The sequence below is a fragment of the Salinicola sp. V024 genome (assembly GCF_052645315.1).
This window is the reverse complement of record NZ_JBQXYB010000002.1, coordinates 85,374-106,184: the sequence shown is the minus strand read 5'-3', so window position 1 is coordinate 106,184 and position 20,811 is coordinate 85,374. Positions and strand designations below refer to the sequence as shown.

Sequence of the window (20,811 nt, the reverse complement as noted above, 5' to 3'; positions counted from 1 at the left end):
GAGCCACGAGCCAAGGGCTACGAGCCCGGGGCGATAAAAAAGCGGGCCATGTCTCTCCTCGAGACATGGCCCGCCGTCGTTGCAGGTTGGGCTAATCGGCTAGGCTCACCCGAAGTCAACGCTCAGCCGAACTGGTTCATGGTATTGAGCCCGCCGCCGGCCTTGAGCGCGGCGGCACCGGAGAAGTACTCCTTGTGGTCGTCGCCGAGGTTGGAGCCGGCCATGTCCTGATGCTTGACCGAGGCCAGGCCTCGCCGGATCTCCCGGCGCTGGACACCGGCGACGTAGGCCAGCATCCCCGCCTCGCCGAAGTAACCCTCGGCCAGCTCGTCGGTGGAGAGCGCCGCCGTGTGGTAGGTCGGCAGGGTGATCAGGTGGTGGAAGACGCCGGCTTCGCGGGCCGCGTCGCGCTGGAATGCCTGGATCCGTCGATCCGCCTCCTGGGCAAGCTCGGAACCATCGTAATCCACGCTCATCAACTGGCTGCGTTCGATGCCGGAGAGCGACCGCCCCTCTCGTTGCCCTTCTGTCTGCTCTTCTCGCTCCCAGTCGTCGAAGACCTGCTGACGAAAGTTGAGCGTCCAGTTGAACGAGGGCGAGTTGTTGTAGACCAGCTTGGCATCCGGCACCTCGGCCCGGATGCGGTCGACCATTCCGGCAATCTGGCCGATGTGGGGTTTCTCGGTCTCGATCCACAGCAGGTCGGCGCCGTTCTGCAGGGCGTTGATGCAGTCCATCACGACGCGATCCTCGCCGGTGTCGGAGCGGAAGCGATACAACCCGTTGGCCAGGCGCAGCGGTTTACGCAGGTCGCCGTCGAGCTTGATGATCGTGTCGCCCTCGTTGACATCGTCCGCCGAGCAGATCGGCACGGTACACAGGAAGCTGTTGTACTGGTGGGCGAGATCCCCCGGCTCCTTGCTGACCGGCAGTTTCTGGGTCAGGCCGGCGCCCAGCGAGTCGGTCCGGGCGACGATCACGCCCTCTTCCACGCCGAGTTCCAGGAACGCATGGCGAACGGCGTTGATCTTGGCGACGAAATCCTCGTGGGGAACGGTGACCTTGCCGTCCTGGTGCCCGCACTGCTTGGCATCGGAAACCTGATTTTCGAGCTGGATGCAGCAGGCGCCCGCTTCGATCATCTTTTTCGCCAGCAGGTAGGTCGCTTCTTCGTTGCCGAATCCAGCATCGATATCGGCGATGATCGGCACGATGTGCGTCTCGAAATGATCGATCTTCTCCTGAACTCCCCGGGTCATCACTTCGTTGCCGCTTTTTCTGGCCTGATCCAGCTCACGGAAAAGATGCGTCAGCTCACGCGCGTCGGCCTGCCTTAGAAAGGTATAAAGCTCTTCGATCAGTGCCGGAACGGACGTCTTCTCGTGCATCGACTGGTCGGGAAGCGGCCCGAAATCGGACCGCATGGCGGCGATCATCCAGCCCGAGAGGTAGAGGTATTTACCCTTCGTGGTGCCGTGGTGCTTCTTGATCGAAATCAGCTTCTGCTGACCGATAAAGCCGTGCCAGCAGCCCAGAGACTGCGTGTAGCGCGACGCGTCTTCATCGTAATCGCGCATGTCGCGGCGCATCACGCCAGCGGTGTAGCGAGCAATGTCGAGCCCGGTACGAAAGCGATTCTGCGCTCGCATTCTGGCCACGTTTTCCGGATCGATGTTGTTCCAGCGGCCGTTCTGTTCCAGACGCAATCGCTCGAGTGAATCGATATCGCTCTGATAGATGGACATGACTGTCTCCACACAGGAATGGGAATACTCTCCTGGAGCCGGTTTCTTCCCGTGTCATTTTCAACGGATAAAAAACGTCCGTTTTAATTCTGACAATGAGAAAAAATGCCCCATCGGCGAGTTCACTATGTGAGAAGCGATGCCACGGCAACAATCCGTACTTAGCCGCCATCATGGTAAGGCTTCTACCAAAAATGGCGCTTATGGATCAATCCTGTAGTCATGTATGACGTATGATCTCCATCGTTCCAGCGCAGGGATATCATTTGCCGGAAAACCAACGTCTCCCAGCCAAATTTCGGGCCGCTTCCAAAACCTCCAAGGTTTCATCATCTTGGGGATACCCATGCGCCATGATCTCGACCAAGACGTGACTGCCAACTTGCCTGTCACCGGCCAACGGCCCTGCGACTTTCGTCGACAGGAAGTTAGCCGGGTTTCAAATTATTAATCCGCGGTAGCCAGTTCCAGCCCCTCACGAGTGACTTCCGCCACCATTCCCAGCTCCTCCGGGGTGATCACGTACGGCGGCATCCAGTAAATCACGTTGCCCAGCGGGCGCAGCATCACCCCTCGCGACATGGCGTGTCGTAACACCCGCAGCCCGCGCCGCTCGCGGAAGTCGTAAGGGGTCAGGCTGGCCTTGTCCTTGACCATCTCGATCGCCACCACCATGCCGGTCTGACGCACATCGCCGACGTGGGGATGATCGCGCATCGGTTCGGCGAGCCGCCCCATCAGGGCGGCCTTGTCACGGTTGGCGGCGATCACGCCGTCCTGTTCGAAGATATCCAACGTGGCCAGCGCGGCGGCGCAGGCCAGCGGATTGCCGGTATAGCTGTGGGAGTGCAGAAACGCCTTGAGCGTTTCGTAGTCGTCGTAGAAGGCGGCATAGACTTCGTCGGTGGTCATCACCACCGACAACGGCAGGTAGCCACCGGTCAGCGCCTTGGAGAGACACAGGTAATCCGGCCGAATGCCGGCCTGCTCGCTGGCAAACAGCGTGCCGGTGCGGCCGAAGCCGACCGCGATTTCGTCGAAGATCAGTTGCACACCGTAGTGATCGCAGGCCTCGCGCAGCCAGCTCAGATACTCCGGCGGATACATCCGCATGCCGCCGGCGCACTGGATCAGCGGTTCGACGATGACCGCCGCCAGCTCGTCCGCGTGGCGCGCCAGCGCCGCTTCCATCTGCACGAAGGCGACACGAGCCTGATCGATCCACTGGTCCCGTGGCAGCCCGAAACCATCTGGCGCCGGCACCTTGATCACGTCCAGCAGCAGCGAGCGGTAGGTCTCGGTATAGAGCGCGACATCACCTACCGACAGCGCGCCCAGCGTTTCGCCATGATAGCCGTTGGAAATGGTGAGGAAGCGCCTCTTCTCCGGCCGGCCGACATTGCGCCAGTAGTGGTAGCTCATCTTCAACGCGATCTCGACGGCGGAAGAGCCGTTATCGGCGTAGAAGCAGTGCCCCAGGCCGGCGGGCGCCAATTGGCCCAGGCGTTCCGACAATTCGATCACCGGCTGATGGGTGAAGCCGGACAGAATCACGTGTTCCAGCTCATCGAGCTGGTGCTTGATGCGGTCGTTGATGCGCGGATTGGCGTGGCCGAACACATTGACCCACCACGAACTGACGATATCCAGATAGCGCTGGCCTTCGAAGTCTTCGAGCCATACGCCCTTGCCGCGCCGGATCGGCACGACAGGCAGCGTCTCGTGGTCCTTCATCTGCGTACAGGGGTGCCACAGGCTGGCCAGGTCGCGCTGCATCCAGTCGTTGTTGGCGCTCATTCGATATATCCATGGTCAGGGGTTTGGGTATTGGTGATCTTGGTCAGCAACGGCTCGATATCCAGAAAGCTGGCGACACGTTCGGCCGATGGCGCCTGCAGCCCGGGTATTTTTTCCAACCACGGCGCTTTGCCCAACCATGGCGCTTTGCCCAACCACGGCACGACACCCAGACACGGCACGCCGGCCTGCTCGCTGAGCCAATGGGTAAGCGAGTCCAGATTTTCCTGCTTTCGCGGCAGTTCGGGATCGATCATGTTGGCGACCCACCCTGCGACTGGCAGCCCGTCGTGACGGATCGCGTCCAACGTCAGTCGAGCGTGATTGATTGCGCCCAGCCGAACGCCGACCACCAGCACGACGGGCAACGCCAGTGCGATCACCAGATCCGACAGCGATTCGTGATCATCGAGCGGTACGCGCCAGCCGCCGGCGCCCTCGATCAGGGTGATGTCGGCACGGCGCGCGAGCAGCGCGCGCATAGGCTCGGCCAGGGCCGACAACGACAATGAGACGCCCGCCTCCCGCGCGGCGAACTGCGGCGCGATGGCGGGCTCGAAGGCGAAGGGATTGATCGCCTCGTACGGCAGCGCCGGGCGGCACTGGGCCTGGATCGCCAACGCATCGGCGTTACGCAGCCCTTGGGGCGCCCGCTCGCAGCCGGAGGCGACTGGCTTGCCGCCGGCCGTGGTCAATCCTCTGCGTCTTGCCGCCGCCAGCAGGCCCGCAGTCACCACCGTTTTGCCGGCATCGGTATCGGTGCCGGTGACGAAATAGGCGTTCATGAGTCAATTCCGGGGGGTTAGTACGTTGCATCGGGATTAGGACGTTGCCTCGAGACTAGGACGTTGCATCAGCACGGTGGCGACGCGGTATCGAGTCGGTATGCCTGCGCCCTCTCGCCAGGTTTCCAGCGCCTGCGCCAGTTGCGCGAAGCGGCGACGGCCAGCCAGTCCTCCACCGGCCTGCTTCGAGGTAGTGATCGTGTTGGCGCCGATACGCTTCAGGGCGCGGAGCGTATCGGCTGGCGTGGCGTGATAGGTCCGGCGTGTGGTCATGACCACGTCTTGCAGCTGCCAACCGGGCGTTTTCAGCGCGTCGATCAGCCTGGCTTCGGCCATGAATTCGTTGACGTGACGAGCGCCATCGACCTGTTGCCATGCGCGCTGCAGCTCCTCCAGCGTGCCGTCGCACAGCGTGGTGAACGCCAGCCAGCCGCCCGGCCGCAGCACCCGCGCCGCCTGCGCCAGGAAGCCATCGAGAGAGTCGCACCACTGCAGTGCCAGACTGGAGACCATCAGATCGATACTGCGATCGGCCAGCGGCAGTTGTTCCGCCGGGCCGGTCAGCCATCGTATCGGTCGGCCGGCGTACCGCCGCCGCGCCTCGGCCAGCATGCCCGGGGCGATATCCAGGCCGATCGACACCGCGTCATAACGCTGCGACAGATGCGACACCAGATAACCGGTGCCACAGCCGACATCCAGCAGCGTGCGGGGGGCGAGGCCCTGCGGCAGTCGGGCCAGCAGGTCGTCGGCGACCTCGCGCTGCAGTTGTGCGGCGGCGTCATAGGAGGCCGCCGCGCGGGAAAAATTGGCGGCAATTCGAGCCTGTCGTGCGGCGTCATTAAACGAAAGCGCAACATTGGACTCGGCAGTCATGATGCACCTCGCGAACGCGGATGCGGTGAGCCAACGCACGGCTTCGGGTGCGATAAAGAGAAACGCGAGCACAGGAAAGACGCCATCAGCTCGGCCGTCTCGTCGATCTGCGTCAGCGGAAAGGCGTGACCCGCGTCCGCTATCGATGCCGTGCGACCACCCGCGGGCAGGCGTGCGGCGATGGCCTCGCGGGCGGACGACGGCACCAGCAGGTCGTTGTCGCCGAACAGATGCATCTGGGGAATTCGCAGCCGGCCCAGGGTGTCGCGAAGATCGAGCTGCGACAGCAGTGCCAGCCCTGCCAGCGATTGATCCAGCGGAGTCGCCTCGAGTGCCGTCAGCAATTGGCGCCCTAGCTGGCGCGAGTCACGCCCGCCCTGGGCGCTCAACTGGGCGAACCGGGACAAGGTACGCCCGGGCGTGCGATGAATTCCTTCCCGAAACGCGCCGAACGTCTCCGCCGTCATGGCGCTGGGCCAACCGGGGCGGGCAACGAAACTGGCATTGGTGGCGAGGGTGATCAATCCCCGTGCCCGCCGCCCGCGCCAGTCGGCCAGCGCCGTGGCTAGCATGCCACCCAGCGACCAGCCGGCGAGCCAGGCATCCTGGGGCAAGGCGTGATCGAGCGCCGCCACCCAGCTTTCCGGGCGATGACTGGTCAGCTCGGGATAGGCGACGCACTCGACGTCGAAGTCGGGTAACCGCTGACGTAATGCCTGCACCAGAGGCGCCAGCGGTGACGGCCCCAGCGCCCAGCCGGGCAACAGCACCAGCGTTTGGGTCTTCATGTCACCTCCTCGCGATTCGGTATCAGGCGACGCGCGCTATCGACCAGTGCGGCCAGCAGGCGCTCGAGGTCGTCTGGGGTATGGGCCGCCGACAGCGTGATACGTAACCGCGAGGTGCCGGCGGGGACCGTCGGCGGTCGAATCGCGGTACACCAGATTCCCGACGCCTCCAGTGCTGCCGCCAGCGAGACGGCCGCGGCGTCTTGACCACCTCCCCTGGCGTCTCCCCAGCGAGGGCCGAGAACCAGCGGCTGAATCGGTGTCCGCGACGGCATCAGGTGGAGGTCGAAATCGCGCAGTGCAGCGGCGCCTTCGCGGAAACGATCGATCAGCGTCGCCAGCTGCGTTCGCCGATGCGGTTCGTCGCGCAGAATGTCCAGGCTGGTCAACGTGGCCCAGGCCAGGGCCGGCGACAGGCTGGTGGTATACACATAGGGGCGCGCGAACTGAATCAGCGCCTCGATCAGGGTCTCGCTGCCGGCAACGAAGGCGCCCTGGGTCCCCAGCGCCTTGCCCAGCGTGCCGAGGATCACCGATACCTCGCTGGGGTCGCCCCCCTGATCCGCCAGCGTGCCGCGACCCTGCGGGCCCAACACGCCGACACCGTGAGCATCATCGATCATCAGCCAGGCGCGATGTCGACGACACTGCGCCACCAGCGCGGCGACATCGGCGACGTCCCCGTCCATGCTGAACACGCCGTCGCTGACCACCAGTCGATGGCGTGCCGGATCGAGCCTGGAGAGCTGTTCACTGCAGTCGGCCGGATCGTTGTGCGCGAAACGTTGCAGCCTGGCGCCGGCCAGACGGGTGCCATCGAGCAGCGAGGCGTGATTGAGCCGATCGTGCAAGGCGATATCGCCGCGACCCAGCAGTGTCGAGATCACGCCGAGATTGGCCTGGTAGCCGCTGGAAAACAGCAGCGCCCGTGGACACCCCGTCAACTCGGCGAGTCGGGATTCGAGGCGTTCGTGGGCTTCGCTATGACCGCAGACCAGATGTGAGGCGCCGCCACCGGTGCCGAAACGGCGCGCGCCGTCGGCCAGCGCCTCAGCCAATCGCGGGTCGCCTGCCAGTCCCAGATAATCGTTGCTGCAAAACGCCAGCATCTCACGCCCGCTGCGCCGAAAGCGTGGCCCGATCGCTGTCGTGGTCACGCGCCGACGGTAGCGTTGGCGCTCTCGCTGCAGTGCCAGGCGCGTCGCCAGCATCGAATCCAACGAGCTATCCAATGAACCATCCAGCGACTCTTTTAGCGACTCGTTTGGCGAATCGCTCGGTGAATGGCTCGGCGAATTGCATGATGCCCCCGGCACTGCGGTGTCACGCATGTCAGGCCCGGGCCGTATTCGACGTCGTGGCGTCAGTGACCATGGCGTCTAGCCGTGCTCGGGTCACGTGCGCCTCGAGGGCGGCCTCATGCGCCGCATCATCGACGTCTTCGCGCTGCTCGGGATGCAACCCGAGACGCTCGAAAAGCTGACGGTCGTGGGCCGCCTGCGGGTTCTGCGCGGTCAACAGACGCTCGCCGTAGAAGATCGAGTTGGCACCGGCGAAGAACGCCAGCGCCTGGGTCTCGTCGCTGATCAGCTCGCGCCCGGCGGCCAGGCGCACATGCGACTGCGGCATCAGGATTCTGGCCACGGCGATGGTGCGAATGAACTCGATCGGGTCGAGATCCTCGACGTGCTCCAGCGGCGTCCCCTGAATTCGAATCAGCATATTGATCGGCACGCTCTCGGGATGCACCGACAGGTTGGCGAGCTGCTGCAACAATCCCGCGCGGTCGCTGACGCTTTCGCCCATCCCCAGAATGCCGCCGCTGCAGATCTTCATGCCGGATTCCCGCACGTGATCGAGCGTTTCCAGGCGATCGGCGTAGGTGCGGGTGGTAATGATCTCGCCGTAATACTCCGGCGAGGTATCCAGGTTGTGGTTGTAGTAGTCGAGCCCGGCGGCGCCGAGCTGCTCGGCCTGATCGCGGTTCAACATGCCCAGCGTCATGCAGGTTTCGAGCCCCATGGCGCGCACGCCACGAACCATCTCCAGCACCAGCGGCATGTCCTTGGCGGTGGGATGCTTCCATGCCGCACCCATGCAGAAACGGCTGGCACCGACCGCCTTGGCTTTGCGCGCCTCTTCCATCACGGTTTCGAGCTGCAACAGCTTTTCGCGCTCGAGCCCGGTGTTGTAGTGCCCGGACTGCGGGCAGTACTTGCAGTCTTCCGGGCAGGCACCGGTCTTGATCGAGAGCAGCGTGGATATCTGCACTGCGTTGGGATCGAAATGCTGGCGGTGAACGCCCTGAGCCTGAAACAGCAGATCGTTGAACGGACGCTCCAGCAGTGTCTGGATTTCGTCGCGCTGCCAGTCGTGGCGCAGCGTCGCGCTCAGGGAAGGAAATGAAGGCATCGCCATGCTATTAGTCAACCTATATGAAATCGATGGTTGACGGCATGGTGTCACGGCAATTAGTTAACTTCAAATTTAAGGATGGTTTACAGAACGAATTGGACACGCCAGAACACGACGCACCAACAGGCGCCCGTTGCTTGGAGATAGCTCAGGCGGGCCAAGAGGCAAGTATTCACTCGCCCATGACGTACTCATCGTTTATCGAGTTTTGTCTCCCAACCACGAAATAGTATTGCGGTCCAATATTCCAGCACTGTGACAAATTCGTACTATTGGAAGAACAATCGAAGAGAACCGGAGGTAATAGAATGCAGCGGAGCGACACACCCAAGGGGGTTACTCCATGACCATTACCATCCGGCCGTCTACAACCCCTTTTTCCAGATCGCTGAAGACTTGGTTTATGTCTTCAAGTCGGGTCTTATGAATATGCGCCTTGACCTTACCTTCAGCGGCGAATCGCAGAGCCTCGGCCATGTCGTTGCGCGTCCCAACGATAGATCCACGCAAGGTGATGCGTTTGAGCACCACGTCGAAGATTGGCGTTTGGAATTCCCCCGGTGGCAAACCGTTGAGGCTGATAGTGCCTTTACGGCGGACATAGCTGAGCGCCTGATTGAAAGCTGGGACCGAGACCGCTGTGACCAACACCCCGTGCGCACCACCACCGGTCGCAGCAATCACCTGATCGACGGCGTCTTCGTCTAGGGCATTGACCGAGACATTGGCTCCCAGCTGTTTGGCCAGATCGAGCTTTTCCTGAGAGACGTCCAGCGCTACCACATGCAGGCCCATCGCCTTCGCATACTGCACCGCGATGTGGCCCAATCCGCCGATACCGGAAATCGCGATCCACTCCCCCGGCTTGGTGTCGGTCTCTTTGATACCCTTGTAGGTAGTGACGCCGGCGCACAGGATCGGTGCGATGGCAGCATAGTCAACGCCATCCGGCAAGCGTGCGACATAGTCGGCGTTACCGGTAGCGTACTCCGCAAAGCTACCGTTGACGGTATAGCCGCTCATGTTCTGGCTCTCGCACAACGTCTCCCATCCGGTGAGGCAAAATTCGCAGTGCCCGCAAGCGTCATGCAGCCAAGCGATGCCGACGGAGTCACCCTCCTCGAGATGCGTGACGCCTTCGCCCAAGGCAACGATTACGCCAGCGCCCTCATGGCCAGGAATGAAAGGAGGGGTCGGCTTGACCGGCCAGTCGCCGTGAGCGGCGTGTAAATCAGTGTGGCAGATGCCACTGGCCTTGATCTTGACCAGCACTTCGCCCGGCCCCGGTTGCGGCACCGGCACTTCTTCGATTACCAGCGGCTGGCCAAACTCGTGAACGACCGCCGCTTTCATGAACTCAGGCATACCTTCCTCCTCTACCGGCTCGTGGCCGATGCGATGCGGAGCCGACATTCATACGTCGACGCTTTCAGTCAACTTCAGACATCCATGCTCGCAAGATTCAGATCGTCGCAGGCCAGGCAGTAGACAAACGGCATGCGATAGCGGCACTCAAACTTTGCCATCTTCCCTTTTAAAGCAGTACTAGTGATGCGCTCATCATAGACACCGAAGTAGTTCGTCAAGAACTATCGAACTGACTTTCGGTGTCATCGGTAAGTTACGATAAAATCATCGAGAAATAGCCACCGATCAGCGCCAGAACCGTCGTCAGAGCGTAACTGACCGGATAAGGCACGGCGGCTACCGAGCTCCCCGACTCTTCAATGATCGCATTCAGTCCTGGCGTACTGTTGCGCCCACCTGTGGTGGCACCATCGGCGATGATGGAGTTAAGCCCAAAAAATTTAAATCCGACCCAGAATGCAATCAACGGTGGGACCAAAGCACCTAGCGTCCCTATTAGGGCCAACCACACCAAGGTGTCGCCACCGAGCGCAGTGATGACTTTGGGTCCGACATTCGCAGATAGAACCACGACAAACGCATTCAATCCAAAGTCCTGAAGAAAACTCCGTGCGCCTTCATGAACCGGCCCGCCGAACTCAGGATTGCGGCTCCGGAAGTAGCTCACGCCCACGCCTGCGAGAATACACCCTGCTGAAGTGCCTAGAGAGAATGGAATACCCGAGATCGAGACACTAACAATGCCAACCAGATAGCCCACCAACATGGCCAGTGCGAGATAGAGCACCTCGGATTTCATTGTCGATAGGATCGCGCGTCCGCCCAGTTGCTTTGCGGCAGCCTTAAGCGCTGCATCGGGCCCAGTCAAACGCACCACGTCGCCGAATGACACGATGCTAGCTGGTCCAAGCGGAAGTTCATTGCCAGCTCTGAAAAGCGCCTGTACTTCCACGCCTCCGGTTCCGTGACTTGCCAACTCTTGAAGCGTCTTCCCCGAGATAGCATGAGAGCCAATGTGGACGTCAGCCACTTCCAGAGGAACATTCCGAGCAAGAGCCTCATCGGACTCCGGTCCTATCAACTCTCCCTCTTCAAGTATTAGGTCATGTACGTTCCCACGCACCGTTACAATGTCGTTCATCGCAAGCACGAGATCATCGGACAAATCGAGGATTTTATGGTCTCGCACGACACGCAGTATCGGTACCTGAGGGTAGTCTTTAGCTAGCTGAGCAAGACTAAGACCGATGAGCTGTTCATGAGTCACACAAAACGCGCGTAGATCGTACGGCGAGAATCCCATTATTAGCGCGCCAGGCGCTCCCGGTACAGGATGCGTCGCGCCACCACTGTATTCAGTCTCGGCCAGCTTCGCATCCGCCTTGGCATCGCGACCAAAAATCCGCGGCAGATATCGAATCAACAGGATAATGCCGACACTCGATAATACATAGCTGATGGCATAAGCCGCAGCCATATTGGCTCCGACCTCTTCCACTGTCATCCCCATAGGGGGCGTATAAGCACCGCTCGACAGTGCGCTCTGACCGACACCGAGAATGGCCGTGATGGTATAACTGCCTGAAATCAATCCTGTCGCATATCCGGGTGCCAACCCCACCCAAGACGCGCCGAAATAGCAAATGACCCAATTCAATGCCCAAACGATGACGCCAACTCCAATAAAGGCCAGCCCCCCCTTTCGAAGACCAGAAAAGAACTGCGGCCCCACCTTCAAGCCCAGTGCATACATGAATAGCAAGAGCATGAAGGAGGATAAGATTCCAGGGATGGAATAGGTGATCCCGTAAACGGCCTCCGCCACCATCGAAATGATGACACCGACCAGCAATGAACCAGCCGTTGAGCCTAGGGAGACGCCCTTGAAATCGACTTTCCCTATCAGATTACCAAGCGCCAATGCGAGAAGAATAAATGCAATTGGCTGATTTCCGAGTAGCTCAAAAAAACCGTGTACTCCGGTTTCTGCTACGGGTTTTACGCTATCGAAGATTTGGCCAATGACGCGCCCTCCTGCGGAGGACGCGCTATCCTGGGCAACGGCAGGTCCTGTAAAAAATAGAAATGCCAAGCCCGAATAGCGAATGAAGATGCCTGATACCGATCGAACACAACGATGTATGTCAACCATGATGGAACCCCGGTTTGGCCGTCGAATTAGGCACAGGGTTTTCCGATAGGTGTTTAATCGCACGCTTCATATCGTCGAGAAGTAAACGTGCCAGATCACGACTCACCCCATGTCGGATCAAGATACGCTGAACGACGGTTTCCTGACGATTCGAGGGCAGCGGGTAAGAGGCGATCTGCCAACCCCGCATCCGAAGCCGCTCAGATAGATCGTAAAGGCTGAAGCCATGATCGGAATCGGTCAGCTTATAAGCCACCGCCGGCAACCCACCATGCCCGTCGTAAACCATTTCGAACGGCCCAATCTTCGCCAGCGCATTGCCCAACCACTGTGCCGTATCGGAGCAGGCTTGCTGAATAGCCGTATAACCATCACGCCCCAGACGCAGAAAGTTATAGTACTGCGCAATGATCTCTCCGCCAGGACGAGAGAAGTTGAGTGCAAAAGTCGGCATATTGCCGCCAAGATAGTCAACGTAGAAAATTAAATCTTCTGGTAAATCTTCTTTTGATGCCCAGATGATCCAACCCACGCCTAGCGGGGCTAGCCCATACTTGTGGCCCGATGCATTGATGGAGCGCACCCGTTCGATCTGAAAATCCCATACCAGATCACGCTGGATAAACGGCGCGATAAAACCACCAGATGCGGCATCGACGTGGATAGGAATATCCAGCCCCAAGTCGCGCTCGATGGCGTCAAGCTCTCGCGCTAAGGCTTCCACGGGTTCGTAGATGCCTGTAAACGTCACCCCAAGCGTTGCAACAACCCCTATCGTATTTTCATCGCAGTACTTTCGAAGATCCGCGGGTTGTAATCCCAGCGCCTCCCCTTCAAGCGGAACTTCTCTAATCTCGACATCGAAGTAACGCGCAAACTTTTTCCAGCAGATCTGAACGGGGCCGGTCACAATATTGGGCTTGCTCGCGTCCTTCCCTTCAGCTTCCCGCCGTTGACGCCATTTCCATTTGAATGCAAGTCCGCCAAGCATCGCCGCTTCGCTGGATCCCGTCGTCGAGCAGCCGATCGTCTCCCACGATTTCTGTGCGTGCCATAAATCGGCAAGAATATGCACACAGCGATTCTCGATCTCCGCCGTCTGAGGATATTCGTCTTTGTCGATCATGTTTTTATCGACGGCATCCGACATCAGCTGTTTGACTTCATCCTCGACCCACGTAGTGCAAAACGTGGCAAGATTCTGGCGCGCATTACCGTCGAGCAATAGTTCATCCCGAACGAGGGAATAAGCGGCGTGTGGTTCAGTTCGCCCTTGTGGAATCCGGAATTTTGGAAGACTGACTTGCGAAGCATCAGTGGTATAGATATCTCGGATGCTCGATTGGTCATCTGCGTCGACATGATGGATAGGCATACGATTTCCTTCGCGGTATGTGAAAAACATTTTAAAAAAAAATGACCGCGCGAAAGTATTTCTATCGCCTTCCTCGATTGCTCCCAGCCTCAGTGCTCTTGCAGCTAGAGAACTATCCGTATCAGGCCTAGAAAAACCAAACCATGCTTAGAATCCCGATCGGCAAGCCATGGCTAAGTATTCTTAACCTATCGTCGAGAAACTCTCACTACCCGACATGTATATGCGGTCAAAAACACATTATCATTTGCCAGCTAATTAGAATAGCCAACATTGATTAATTATAATTAACAAAATATTTTTAAAATCAACTTAACGATGACGATTCCGGAAAACAGCATGTACGTCAGCAGAAACAGGGGCAGGGTGAGCGGTGAGCGGTAGATAGGAGGTCAGGCGGCTCGCCATGGGCTCGGATGGACTGGCTCAGCTGGGCAAGCTGGATGGACTGGAAGGCAGGTATTGCTGCTCGCCCCAGGGCAGGACGAGCGATAACGGTTCAGTGGGTCTTTGACTTGGACTGCTGATACAGGTCCAGTGCGATCTGACACAGCGCCCCGGCCAGCAGTTCCAGGTTGTCGTCGGATTCCTCGTTGGCGACAACGACGCCAAAGGAACCATCCGGACGCTCGGTCAGCTCGATGCTGTAGCGCTTGAGTTCCTGCTGCTCGATCATTTCAGCCATGACTCGCTCCTGGTCGTCGGATCCCGTTATTCAGGAATGACCTCAGTGTGCGGGGGTTTTATGTCAGCAGCGTGACAGATTGGTGATATTGAGATGAACGTTTCGATACAGACGAACGTGCGCAGAGGAATTCAAGAAACCGCCAGGAAGGCAGGAAAACGGCAGCATGCGAAAAAACATCAAACGGAGGGAAATCATCTTGCGAGGAAAAACATCATCGCATTGGCTCCCCGAACAGGACTCGAACCTGTGACCCAATGATTAACAGTCATTTGCTCTACCAACTGAGCTATCGGGGATCGATGCGGCAATGATGTCATACGGTGTCGGCGATGGCTCCCCGAACAGGACTCGAACCTGTGACCCAATGATTAACAGTCATTTGCTCTACCAACTGAGCTATCGGGGATCGTCGTTCACCGCTGGCTGATGTTGGCTCCCCGAACAGGACTCGAACCTGTGACCCAATGATTAACAGTCATTTGCTCTACCAACTGAGCTATCGGGGACCATCCTTCAGCACGCGGCGTAGTATACGCGTTGAGTCTTTTGCGTCAAGACCGACTGGCAGTAATGTTCAAAACAGAGAGAACGAATTACCCAGCACAATCAATACGCTGCGTGACCAACAGGGTGTGGCCCGGTCAGAACGGGATCCCGGATTCAGGCAGTATCGTGCTGGAGACGGCGTATCGAGAAGAGATGCGTTGGTGGCTACGCCCTGATTCGAACAGGGGACCCCATCATTATGAGTGATGTGCTCTAACCAGCTGAGCTACGTAGCCAACGCGGTTGCCTGAAGACGGCAAACGTTGCCGAGCGGCAATGGGGGCGGACTATACCTGCGGGCCCGCGCTTCGACAAGGGAAACACTGCATAAATGTCTGCGCGAACTCGGCGTCCCCGGCAAATCACTTCGTTGTGCGGTGCCGGAGCGCCGGTCCGATCGGAATCCTCACCTATACCCCATAGGCTCCGGTTCCTGTGCGCCGTACGCCTCGCGCTTTACTCCGCTCGTCGATTTATTCAGCGCTTCCCAAGCCCGCAGTGACAATCCAGGCGATTTTTCGCCATTGCCTTCGGTCTTAAACGCCCAGGGCTTTCTTCTTAAACGCCCAGGGCTTCCTTGACCGCCGGCAATCCCGGTTCGCCATCGGCGGTTTTCACGCCTTCGAGCCAGGCATCCAGCGTATCGGGATGGGCCTTGAGCCAGGCGCGGGCGGCGTCTTTCTCGTCTTCACCGTCATCCATGATGCTGCCCATGACTTCGTTCTCCATATCGAGCGTGAAGCTCAGATTCTGGAGCAGCTGACCGACGTTGCCGCACTCGTCGACATAGCCGGCGCGAGTGTTGGTATAGACGGTGGCGCCGCCGTAATCCGGCCCGAAGTAGTCATCCCCACCGGAGAGGTAGCCGATATCGAAATTGGTGTTCATCGGATGCGGCGCCCAGCCCAGGAACACCATCCAGCCGTCGCTCTGGGTACGCGCTTTCACCTCGGCCAGCATGCCGGCTTCGCTGGAATCGACCAGTTGCCAGTCGCCAAGCCCGAAGGCGTCATCGTCGATCATCTGCTGAATGATCATGTTGCCGTCGTTACCCGCTTCGATCCCGAACAGCTTGTGGCCGAACTGATCGGCATGCGCGTCGAGATCGGCCATCGAGGTGACACCGGCGTCGATGACGTACTGCGGCACGGCCAGGGTGTACTTGGCGCCTTCCAGATTGGCGCGAGGGCGATCGACTTGCCCTTTCTCGATGTACGGGTCGCTGATCGATTTCATCGACGGCATCCAGTTACCCAGGAAGACGTCGAAATCGCCGCCTTTCATGCCCGCGTAGGCCACCGGTACGGAGACGGTGTCGGAAGTCGCTTCGTAACCCAGATCTTCGAGGACGACACTGGCGAGTGCCGTGGTGGCCTGGATATCGGTCCAGCCCACTTCCGCGAAGTGAACGGTCTGACAGCTCTCGGGTTCCTGTTGTTGTGTCTGGGCTTGGGCCTGAGTCAGCGATGCTGTTGCCAAACCTACGCTGGCTAGGGTCCAGAGGATCGGTTGGTGTTTCATGCTTGAACTCCCTGATCGTATTATGAGTTATCGTCAATAATCACTGCTTATCGAATGCTGAACTTTCCATTCGATAGAACAATACACTAGTTTTTATTGATTGACCGTTCAATAAAAAATTTCCATAATGGTGGCGTTCGCTGGCGATGAAAGCCAAGTTAAGGAGAGCGGGATGGATGAAGGTTAGCGTATTCGAGGTCAGTCAGCCCTAGCGCAGCCATTCATCGGGCAAGGTCTACGGGACCGGCCCCCGAAACGGATCATCCGCAGGCTTTCATTCTACAGCCCCGATTCAGGAGACAAGCCCGTGCCGAAACTGGGTATGCAACCCATCCGCCGTCGTCAGCTGATTCAGGCGACGCTGGAAGCGATCGATGAAGCGGGTCTGGCCGATGCCACGATCGCGCGAATCGCCAAGCGTGCGGGCGTCTCCACCGGCATCATCAGCCACTATTTCGCCGGCAAGGATGGGCTGCTCGAAGCGACCATGCGTCACGTCCAGAGCGATCTGGGCACGGCCGTACTGGAGCGCCGCGCGGCACTGGGCAATGCGCCGCCGGAAGCGCACCTGCACGCCATTATCGACGGCAACTTCGACCGTAGCCAGACCAGCCAATCGGTGATGAAAACCTGGCTGGCCTTCTGGGCCAGCAGCATGCATCACCCTCAGCTTCAGCGACTGCAGCGCGTCAATGATCGTCGGCTTTACTCCAATTTGAGCTGTCAGTTTCGGCGGGTGCTACCCAAGCGGGAGGCGAGAAACGCCGCCCGCGGCCTGGCGGCGCTGATCGACGGCCTGTGGCTTCGCGGCGCGTTGGCCCCCGAAGGGCTAAACGTCGACCGCGCCCGTCAGCTAGCCTATGACTATGTTCGCGTCCAGCTCGAATCGGCACGCCACGTCAGAACCCGCGCCAACGATTACGCCTGAACGGATACGCGACACGCTGACACCGCAAGCCGGGCTCGAGCGCTCGCCTGAAGCACACAAACACTCCAGCAACGCTATTTCATTCGCCATTCGAAGGAGAGTCACATGGCACGACTCGAGACACAGACACTTTATATCGACGGCCGCCGCACTCCGGCCAGCGGAAATCAGACCTTCGACGCGGTCAACCCGGCCAATGGCGAAGTCATCGCCAGCGTCCAGCAGGCGACCGCTGCCGACGTCGACAAGGCCATCGAAAGCGCTCAGCGCGGCCAGCGCCAGTGGGCAGCGATGACCGGCATGGAGCGTTCGCGCATTCTGCTCAAGGCGGTCGCGCTGCTGCGGGAACGCAATGACGAACTGGCCGAGCTGGAAACGCTGAACACCGGCAAGCCGATCAGCGAGACGACCGGCGTCGACATCGTGACGGGCGCGGACGCGCTCGAGTATTTCGCGGGGCTGGCACCCGCCATCGAGGGGACGCAGATTCCGCTGCGCGAAGACTCGTTCGTCTATACCCGCCGAGAACCGTTGGGCGTGATCGGTGCCATCGGCGCGTGGAACTACCCGATCCAGATCGCCTGCTGGAAAGCGGCCCCGGCCTTGGCCGCCGGCAATGCCGTCGTCTTCAAGCCGAGCGAGGTCACCCCGCTGACCGTGATGAGATTGGCCGAGATCTTTACCGAGGCCGGCCTTCCCGATGGCGTGTTCAACGTCGTTCAGGGCGACGGCAGCGTTGGCGCCATGCTCACCGAGCATCCAGGGCTGGCCAAGATCACCTTTACCGGCGAAGTCGGCACCGGCAAGAAGGTGATGTCCGCCGCAGCCGGCTCCACGCTCAAGGATGTCACCATGGAGCTCGGCGGCAAGTCGCCGCTGATCGTATTCGAGGACGCCGATCTCGATCGCGCCGCCGACGGGGCGATGATGGCCAACTTCTATTCCAGCGGCCAGGTCTGCACCAACGGCACCCGCGTGTTCGTACATCGTTCGGTCAAGGAGGCCTTCGAGGCCGAGATTATCGAGCGCGTCAACCGCATCAAGGCCGGCGATCCGTTGGATCCCGCCACCAACTTCGGCCCGCTGGTCAGCTTCGAGCACCTGGAGAAAGTCGCCAGCTATCTGGAGATCGCCAAGCAGGACGGCGCGCGCCTGCTCGTCGGTGGCAACCGCATGACCGACGGCGATTTCGGCAAGGGCGCCTGGGTCGCGGCCACCGCCTACACCGATTGCGACGATGACATGCGCATCGTTCGCGAAGAGATCTTCGGCCCGATCATGGCGATTCTGGCTTTCGATGACGAAGAGGAGGTCATCCGCCGCGCCAACGACACCGAGTACGGCCTGGCCGCCGGCCTGTTCACCGAAAGCCTCAATCGCGCCCACCGCGTCATTCATCAGATCGAAGCGGGTATCTGCTGGATCAACACCTGGGGCGACTCCCCGGCCGAAATGCCGGTCGGCGGCTACAAGCAGTCGGGTATCGGCCGCGAGAACGGCGTCGAGACGCTGGCGCACTATACCCAAACCAAATCGGTGCAGATCGAGATGGGGCCGTTCGAATCGGTGTTCTGACATCAGCCGTGAGCTTCGAGATACGAGCTACGAGCCCCCAGTCGATAGAGGCACCGGAGGCTGGACTTCCATAAGGCGATTGGCAATGAAGCATGAGCAAATGGCGGTTTGGGTTCGTAGCAAGGATCTCAGCGTGGCGGTCTATCGTGAACTGGCTGAACTTCGTGACTTTGGCTTCAAGGATCAGATTACGCGGTCGGCTCTCTCGATCCCCAGCAATATCGCGGAAGGCTTTGAACGCTATACCGAGCGCGAAAAATTTCGATTCGTCTCGATTGCCAAAGGCTCCTGCGGGGAATTTGCCACTCAGACACTGATTGGTCTCGAGGTGGGATACATCGACCATTCCATTGGCCACCAATGGCGCGACGAATCTTTTCAGCTTTCCCGAATGCTCGGATCGCTTTTGAACTCTCTAGCTCGTAGCTCGTAGCTCGTAGCTCGTAGCTCGTAGCTCGTAGCTCGTAGCTCGTAGCCCATTTTCTTCTAATAAGGAGCGTGTGTATGCAACAGGCTCAGGAATTCGATTACATCATCATTGGCGCCGGTTCGGCGGGTAACGTGCTCGCGACGCGTCTGACCGAGGACCCGGCCATCAGCGTGCTGCTGCTGGAAGCTGGTGGACCGGACTACCGCGCCGATTTCCGCACCCAGATGCCGGCGGCGCTGGCCTACCCGTTGCAGGGCAAACGCTACAACTGGGCGTTCGAGACCGACCCGGAACCGCACATGGACAACCGTCGCATGGAATGCGGCCGTGGCAAGGGCCTGGGCGGCTCCTCGTTGATCAACGGCATGTGCTACATCCGCGGCAATGCGCTGGATCTGGACAACTGGGCCAAGCGGCCGGGGCTGGAAAGCTGGAGCTATCTCGACTGCCTGCCCTACTATCGCAAGGCGGAAAGCCGCGACATCGGTGCCAACGACTATCACGGCGGCGACGGCCCGCTGAGCGTGGCGACCCCGAAAGCCGGCAACAACCCGCTCTACCAGGCCTTCATCGACGCGGGTGTCGAGGCGGGCTATCCGCGCACCGACGACCTCAACGGCTATCAACAGGAAGGCTTCGGGCCGATGGACCGGACGACGACGCCCAACGGGCGCCGCGCCGCGACGGGCCGCGGCTATCTGGACATCGCCAAGCAGCGCGAGAACCTGACCATCGTCACCCACGCCACTACCGATCGCATTCTGTTCGAAGATAAGCGTGCCGTGGGTGTCAACTATCTGCACGACCATCTCAACAACAGCCAGCCGCGTCAGGCCCTGGTTCGGCGAGAGGTGCTCTTGTGTGGCGGCGCGATCGCCTCGCCGGAGATCCTGCAGCGCTCCGGCGTGGGCAACCCGGAACTGCTGGAAAAGCTCGGCATTCCCGTCGTGCACCATCTCAAGGGCGTCGGCGAGAACCTGCAGGATCACCTGGAGATGTACATCCAGTACGAGTGCAAGCAACCGATCTCGCTGTATCCGTCGCTGAAGTGGTACAACCAGCCCCAGATCGGCGCGGAGTGGATGTTCTTGGGCAAGGGTATCGGTGCCAGCAACCAGTTCGAGGCCGGCGGATTCATTCGCAGCGACGACAGTGAACCGTGGCCCAACCTTCAGTACCACTTCCTGCCGATCGCGATCAGCTACAACGGCAAGAGCGCGGTCCAGGCCCACGGCTTTCAGGCCCACGTCGGCTCGATGCGCTCCGAGAGCCGCGGCCGCGTCCAGCTGGTCGACAAGAACCCGCGTAGCGCACCCAGCATTCTGTTCAATTACATGTCGACCGAGCGTGACTGGAAGGAATTCCGCGCCGCGATCCGGCTGACCCGCGAGATCATCGATCAACCGGCGATGGATGCCTATCGCGGTCGAGAGATTTCCCCGGGGCCGGACGTCAAGACCGATGAACAGCTCGATGCTTTCGTTCGCGAGCATGCCGAAACCGCCTATCACCCCTGCGGCACCTGCAGCATGGGATCCGATGACGACGCCGTGGTCGACCATGAAGGCCGCGTGCATGGCATCGAGGGCCTGCGCGTCATCGATGCGTCGATCATGCCGCAGATCGTGACCGGCAATCTCAACGCAACCACCATCATGATTGCCGAGAAACTCGCCGACTGCGTTCGTGACCGCGAACCGCTGCCGACGTCTAAAGCCCCCTACTACGTCGCCAACGGCGCACCGGCGCGTCAGACACCGGCCAGAAGCGCCTGACACGCTTTTTGGGTTCCAACTTCGTCTGTTCCTCAGCCCGGCCCTGG

General features: G+C 59.9%; 16 protein-coding genes and 4 tRNA genes. 4 read left to right on the top strand and 16 right to left on the bottom strand.

What is annotated here, in order from left to right:
• Nucleotides 1-122 precede the first annotated feature (122 nt).
• From ACUN9V_RS04005 to ACUN9V_RS03930, 16 genes are all read right to left on the bottom strand, one after another.
• Entirely contained in the window at nucleotides 123-1,745 is a 1,623-nt protein-coding gene (locus ACUN9V_RS04005) for an isocitrate lyase (protein WP_439283519.1), read from the bottom strand.
• Between the two features lie 447 nt (nucleotides 1,746-2,192).
• Entirely contained in the window at nucleotides 2,193-3,542 is a 1,350-nt protein-coding gene (locus tag ACUN9V_RS04000; RefSeq protein ID WP_439283521.1) for an adenosylmethionine--8-amino-7-oxononanoate transaminase, read from the bottom strand.
• Complete coding sequence (gene bioD, locus ACUN9V_RS03995) at nucleotides 3,539-4,327, bottom strand: dethiobiotin synthase (protein ID WP_445510420.1); 789 nt, start codon at nucleotides 4,325-4,327, stop codon at nucleotides 3,539-3,541. The genes ACUN9V_RS04000 and bioD overlap by 4 nt, the downstream gene beginning before the upstream one ends.
• A 36-nt stretch (nucleotides 4,328-4,363) precedes the next feature.
• Nucleotides 4,364-5,203, bottom strand: coding sequence for a malonyl-ACP O-methyltransferase BioC (bioC, locus tag ACUN9V_RS03990; protein WP_445510419.1), 840 nt, complete (start codon nucleotides 5,201-5,203; stop codon nucleotides 4,364-4,366).
• The gene (locus ACUN9V_RS03985; RefSeq protein WP_439283527.1) at nucleotides 5,200-5,991 is read right to left on the bottom strand and encodes an alpha/beta fold hydrolase; all 792 of its coding nucleotides are present in this window, start codon (nucleotides 5,989-5,991) and stop codon (nucleotides 5,200-5,202) included. Before ACUN9V_RS03985 ends, bioC begins: the two co-directional genes overlap by 4 nt.
• Complete coding sequence (gene bioF / locus ACUN9V_RS03980) at nucleotides 5,988-7,223, bottom strand: 8-amino-7-oxononanoate synthase (protein WP_445510418.1); 1,236 nt, start codon at nucleotides 7,221-7,223, stop codon at nucleotides 5,988-5,990. Before bioF ends, ACUN9V_RS03985 begins: the two co-directional genes overlap by 4 nt.
• A gap of 100 nt (nucleotides 7,224-7,323) precedes the next feature.
• Complete coding sequence (gene bioB, locus ACUN9V_RS03975) at nucleotides 7,324-8,403, bottom strand: biotin synthase BioB (protein WP_445510702.1); 1,080 nt, start codon at nucleotides 8,401-8,403, stop codon at nucleotides 7,324-7,326.
• A 339-nt stretch (nucleotides 8,404-8,742) separates the two neighbouring features.
• Nucleotides 8,743-9,771: an alcohol dehydrogenase AdhP gene (gene adhP / locus ACUN9V_RS03970; protein ID WP_439283533.1), complete on the bottom strand. Its 1,029-nt coding sequence runs from the start codon at nucleotides 9,769-9,771 to the stop codon at nucleotides 8,743-8,745.
• Between the two features lie 256 nt (nucleotides 9,772-10,027).
• Entirely contained in the window at nucleotides 10,028-11,926 is a 1,899-nt protein-coding gene (locus ACUN9V_RS03965) for an aspartate:alanine exchanger family transporter (RefSeq protein ID WP_439283535.1), read from the bottom strand.
• Nucleotides 11,919-13,301 carry a glutamate decarboxylase gene (locus tag ACUN9V_RS03960; protein WP_439283537.1) on the bottom strand — a complete coding sequence of 461 codons (1,383 nt, stop codon included), beginning with the start codon at nucleotides 13,299-13,301 and terminating at the stop codon, nucleotides 11,919-11,921. Before ACUN9V_RS03960 ends, ACUN9V_RS03965 begins: the two co-directional genes overlap by 8 nt.
• A gap of 499 nt (nucleotides 13,302-13,800) precedes the next feature.
• A complete protein-coding gene (locus ACUN9V_RS03955; RefSeq protein WP_075561163.1) occupies nucleotides 13,801-13,986 on the bottom strand; it encodes a hypothetical protein in 186 nt (61 codons plus the stop codon).
• A gap of 223 nt (nucleotides 13,987-14,209) precedes the next feature.
• Nucleotides 14,210-14,285, bottom strand: a tRNA-Asn gene (locus ACUN9V_RS03950).
• 34 nt (nucleotides 14,286-14,319) lie between these two features.
• A tRNA-Asn gene (locus tag ACUN9V_RS03945) sits at nucleotides 14,320-14,395 on the bottom strand.
• Nucleotides 14,396-14,419: 24 nt separating this feature from the next.
• A tRNA-Asn gene (locus tag ACUN9V_RS03940) sits at nucleotides 14,420-14,495 on the bottom strand.
• A gap of 199 nt (nucleotides 14,496-14,694) precedes the next feature.
• A tRNA-Met gene (locus ACUN9V_RS03935) sits at nucleotides 14,695-14,771 on the bottom strand.
• A 322-nt stretch (nucleotides 14,772-15,093) separates the two neighbouring features.
• Nucleotides 15,094-16,056 (bottom strand): choline ABC transporter substrate-binding protein, encoded by a 963-nt coding sequence (locus tag ACUN9V_RS03930; RefSeq protein WP_439283539.1) that lies wholly within the window; start codon nucleotides 16,054-16,056, stop codon nucleotides 15,094-15,096.
• 307 nt (nucleotides 16,057-16,363) lie between these two features.
• Here ACUN9V_RS03930 and betI point away from each other — a divergent pair, with 307 nt between their 5' ends.
• From betI to betA, 4 genes are all read left to right on the top strand, one after another.
• Nucleotides 16,364-16,984, top strand: a complete 621-nt coding sequence (gene betI / locus ACUN9V_RS03925) for a transcriptional regulator BetI (protein WP_439283541.1) — start codon at nucleotides 16,364-16,366, stop codon at nucleotides 16,982-16,984.
• A gap of 105 nt (nucleotides 16,985-17,089) precedes the next feature.
• The gene (gene betB / locus ACUN9V_RS03920) at nucleotides 17,090-18,559 is read left to right on the top strand and encodes a betaine-aldehyde dehydrogenase (RefSeq protein WP_445510417.1); all 1,470 of its coding nucleotides are present in this window, start codon (nucleotides 17,090-17,092) and stop codon (nucleotides 18,557-18,559) included.
• A gap of 85 nt (nucleotides 18,560-18,644) precedes the next feature.
• The gene (locus ACUN9V_RS03915) at nucleotides 18,645-18,992 is read left to right on the top strand and encodes a four helix bundle protein (protein ID WP_439305289.1); all 348 of its coding nucleotides are present in this window, start codon (nucleotides 18,645-18,647) and stop codon (nucleotides 18,990-18,992) included.
• A gap of 71 nt (nucleotides 18,993-19,063) precedes the next feature.
• Entirely contained in the window at nucleotides 19,064-20,764 is a 1,701-nt protein-coding gene (betA, locus tag ACUN9V_RS03910) for a choline dehydrogenase (RefSeq protein ID WP_445510416.1), read from the top strand.
• The last annotated feature ends 47 nt before the right edge of the window (nucleotides 20,765-20,811 follow it).

Bases quoted from the DNA above. Each gene is read 5' to 3' on its own strand.
- ACUN9V_RS03955 (WP_075561163.1), bottom strand. From the start codon at position 13,986: ATGGCTGAAATGATCGAGCAGCAGGAACTCAAGCGCTACAGCATCGAG.
- ACUN9V_RS03930 (WP_439283539.1), bottom strand. From the start codon at position 16,056: ATGAAACACCAACCGATCCTCTGGACCCTAGCCAGCGTAGGTTTGGCA.
- ACUN9V_RS03915 (WP_439305289.1), top strand. From the start codon at position 18,645: ATGAAGCATGAGCAAATGGCGGTTTGGGTTCGTAGCAAGGATCTCAGC.
- ACUN9V_RS03965 (WP_439283535.1), bottom strand. From the start codon at position 11,926: ATGGTTGACATACATCGTTGTGTTCGATCGGTATCAGGCATCTTCATT.
- bioC (WP_445510419.1), bottom strand. From the start codon at position 5,203: ATGACTGCCGAGTCCAATGTTGCGCTTTCGTTTAATGACGCCGCACGA.
- betA (WP_445510416.1), top strand. From the start codon at position 19,064: ATGCAACAGGCTCAGGAATTCGATTACATCATCATTGGCGCCGGTTCG.
- adhP (WP_439283533.1), bottom strand. From the start codon at position 9,771: ATGCCTGAGTTCATGAAAGCGGCGGTCGTTCACGAGTTTGGCCAGCCG.
- ACUN9V_RS04005 (WP_439283519.1), bottom strand. From the start codon at position 1,745: ATGTCCATCTATCAGAGCGATATCGATTCACTCGAGCGATTGCGTCTG.
- ACUN9V_RS03985 (WP_439283527.1), bottom strand. From the start codon at position 5,991: ATGAAGACCCAAACGCTGGTGCTGTTGCCCGGCTGGGCGCTGGGGCCG.
- bioD (WP_445510420.1), bottom strand. From the start codon at position 4,327: ATGAACGCCTATTTCGTCACCGGCACCGATACCGATGCCGGCAAAACG.
- betB (WP_445510417.1), top strand. From the start codon at position 17,090: ATGGCACGACTCGAGACACAGACACTTTATATCGACGGCCGCCGCACT.
- ACUN9V_RS04000 (WP_439283521.1), bottom strand. From the start codon at position 3,542: ATGAGCGCCAACAACGACTGGATGCAGCGCGACCTGGCCAGCCTGTGG.
- bioB (WP_445510702.1), bottom strand. From the start codon at position 8,403: ATGCCTTCATTTCCTTCCCTGAGCGCGACGCTGCGCCACGACTGGCAG.
- ACUN9V_RS03960 (WP_439283537.1), bottom strand. From the start codon at position 13,301: ATGCCTATCCATCATGTCGACGCAGATGACCAATCGAGCATCCGAGAT.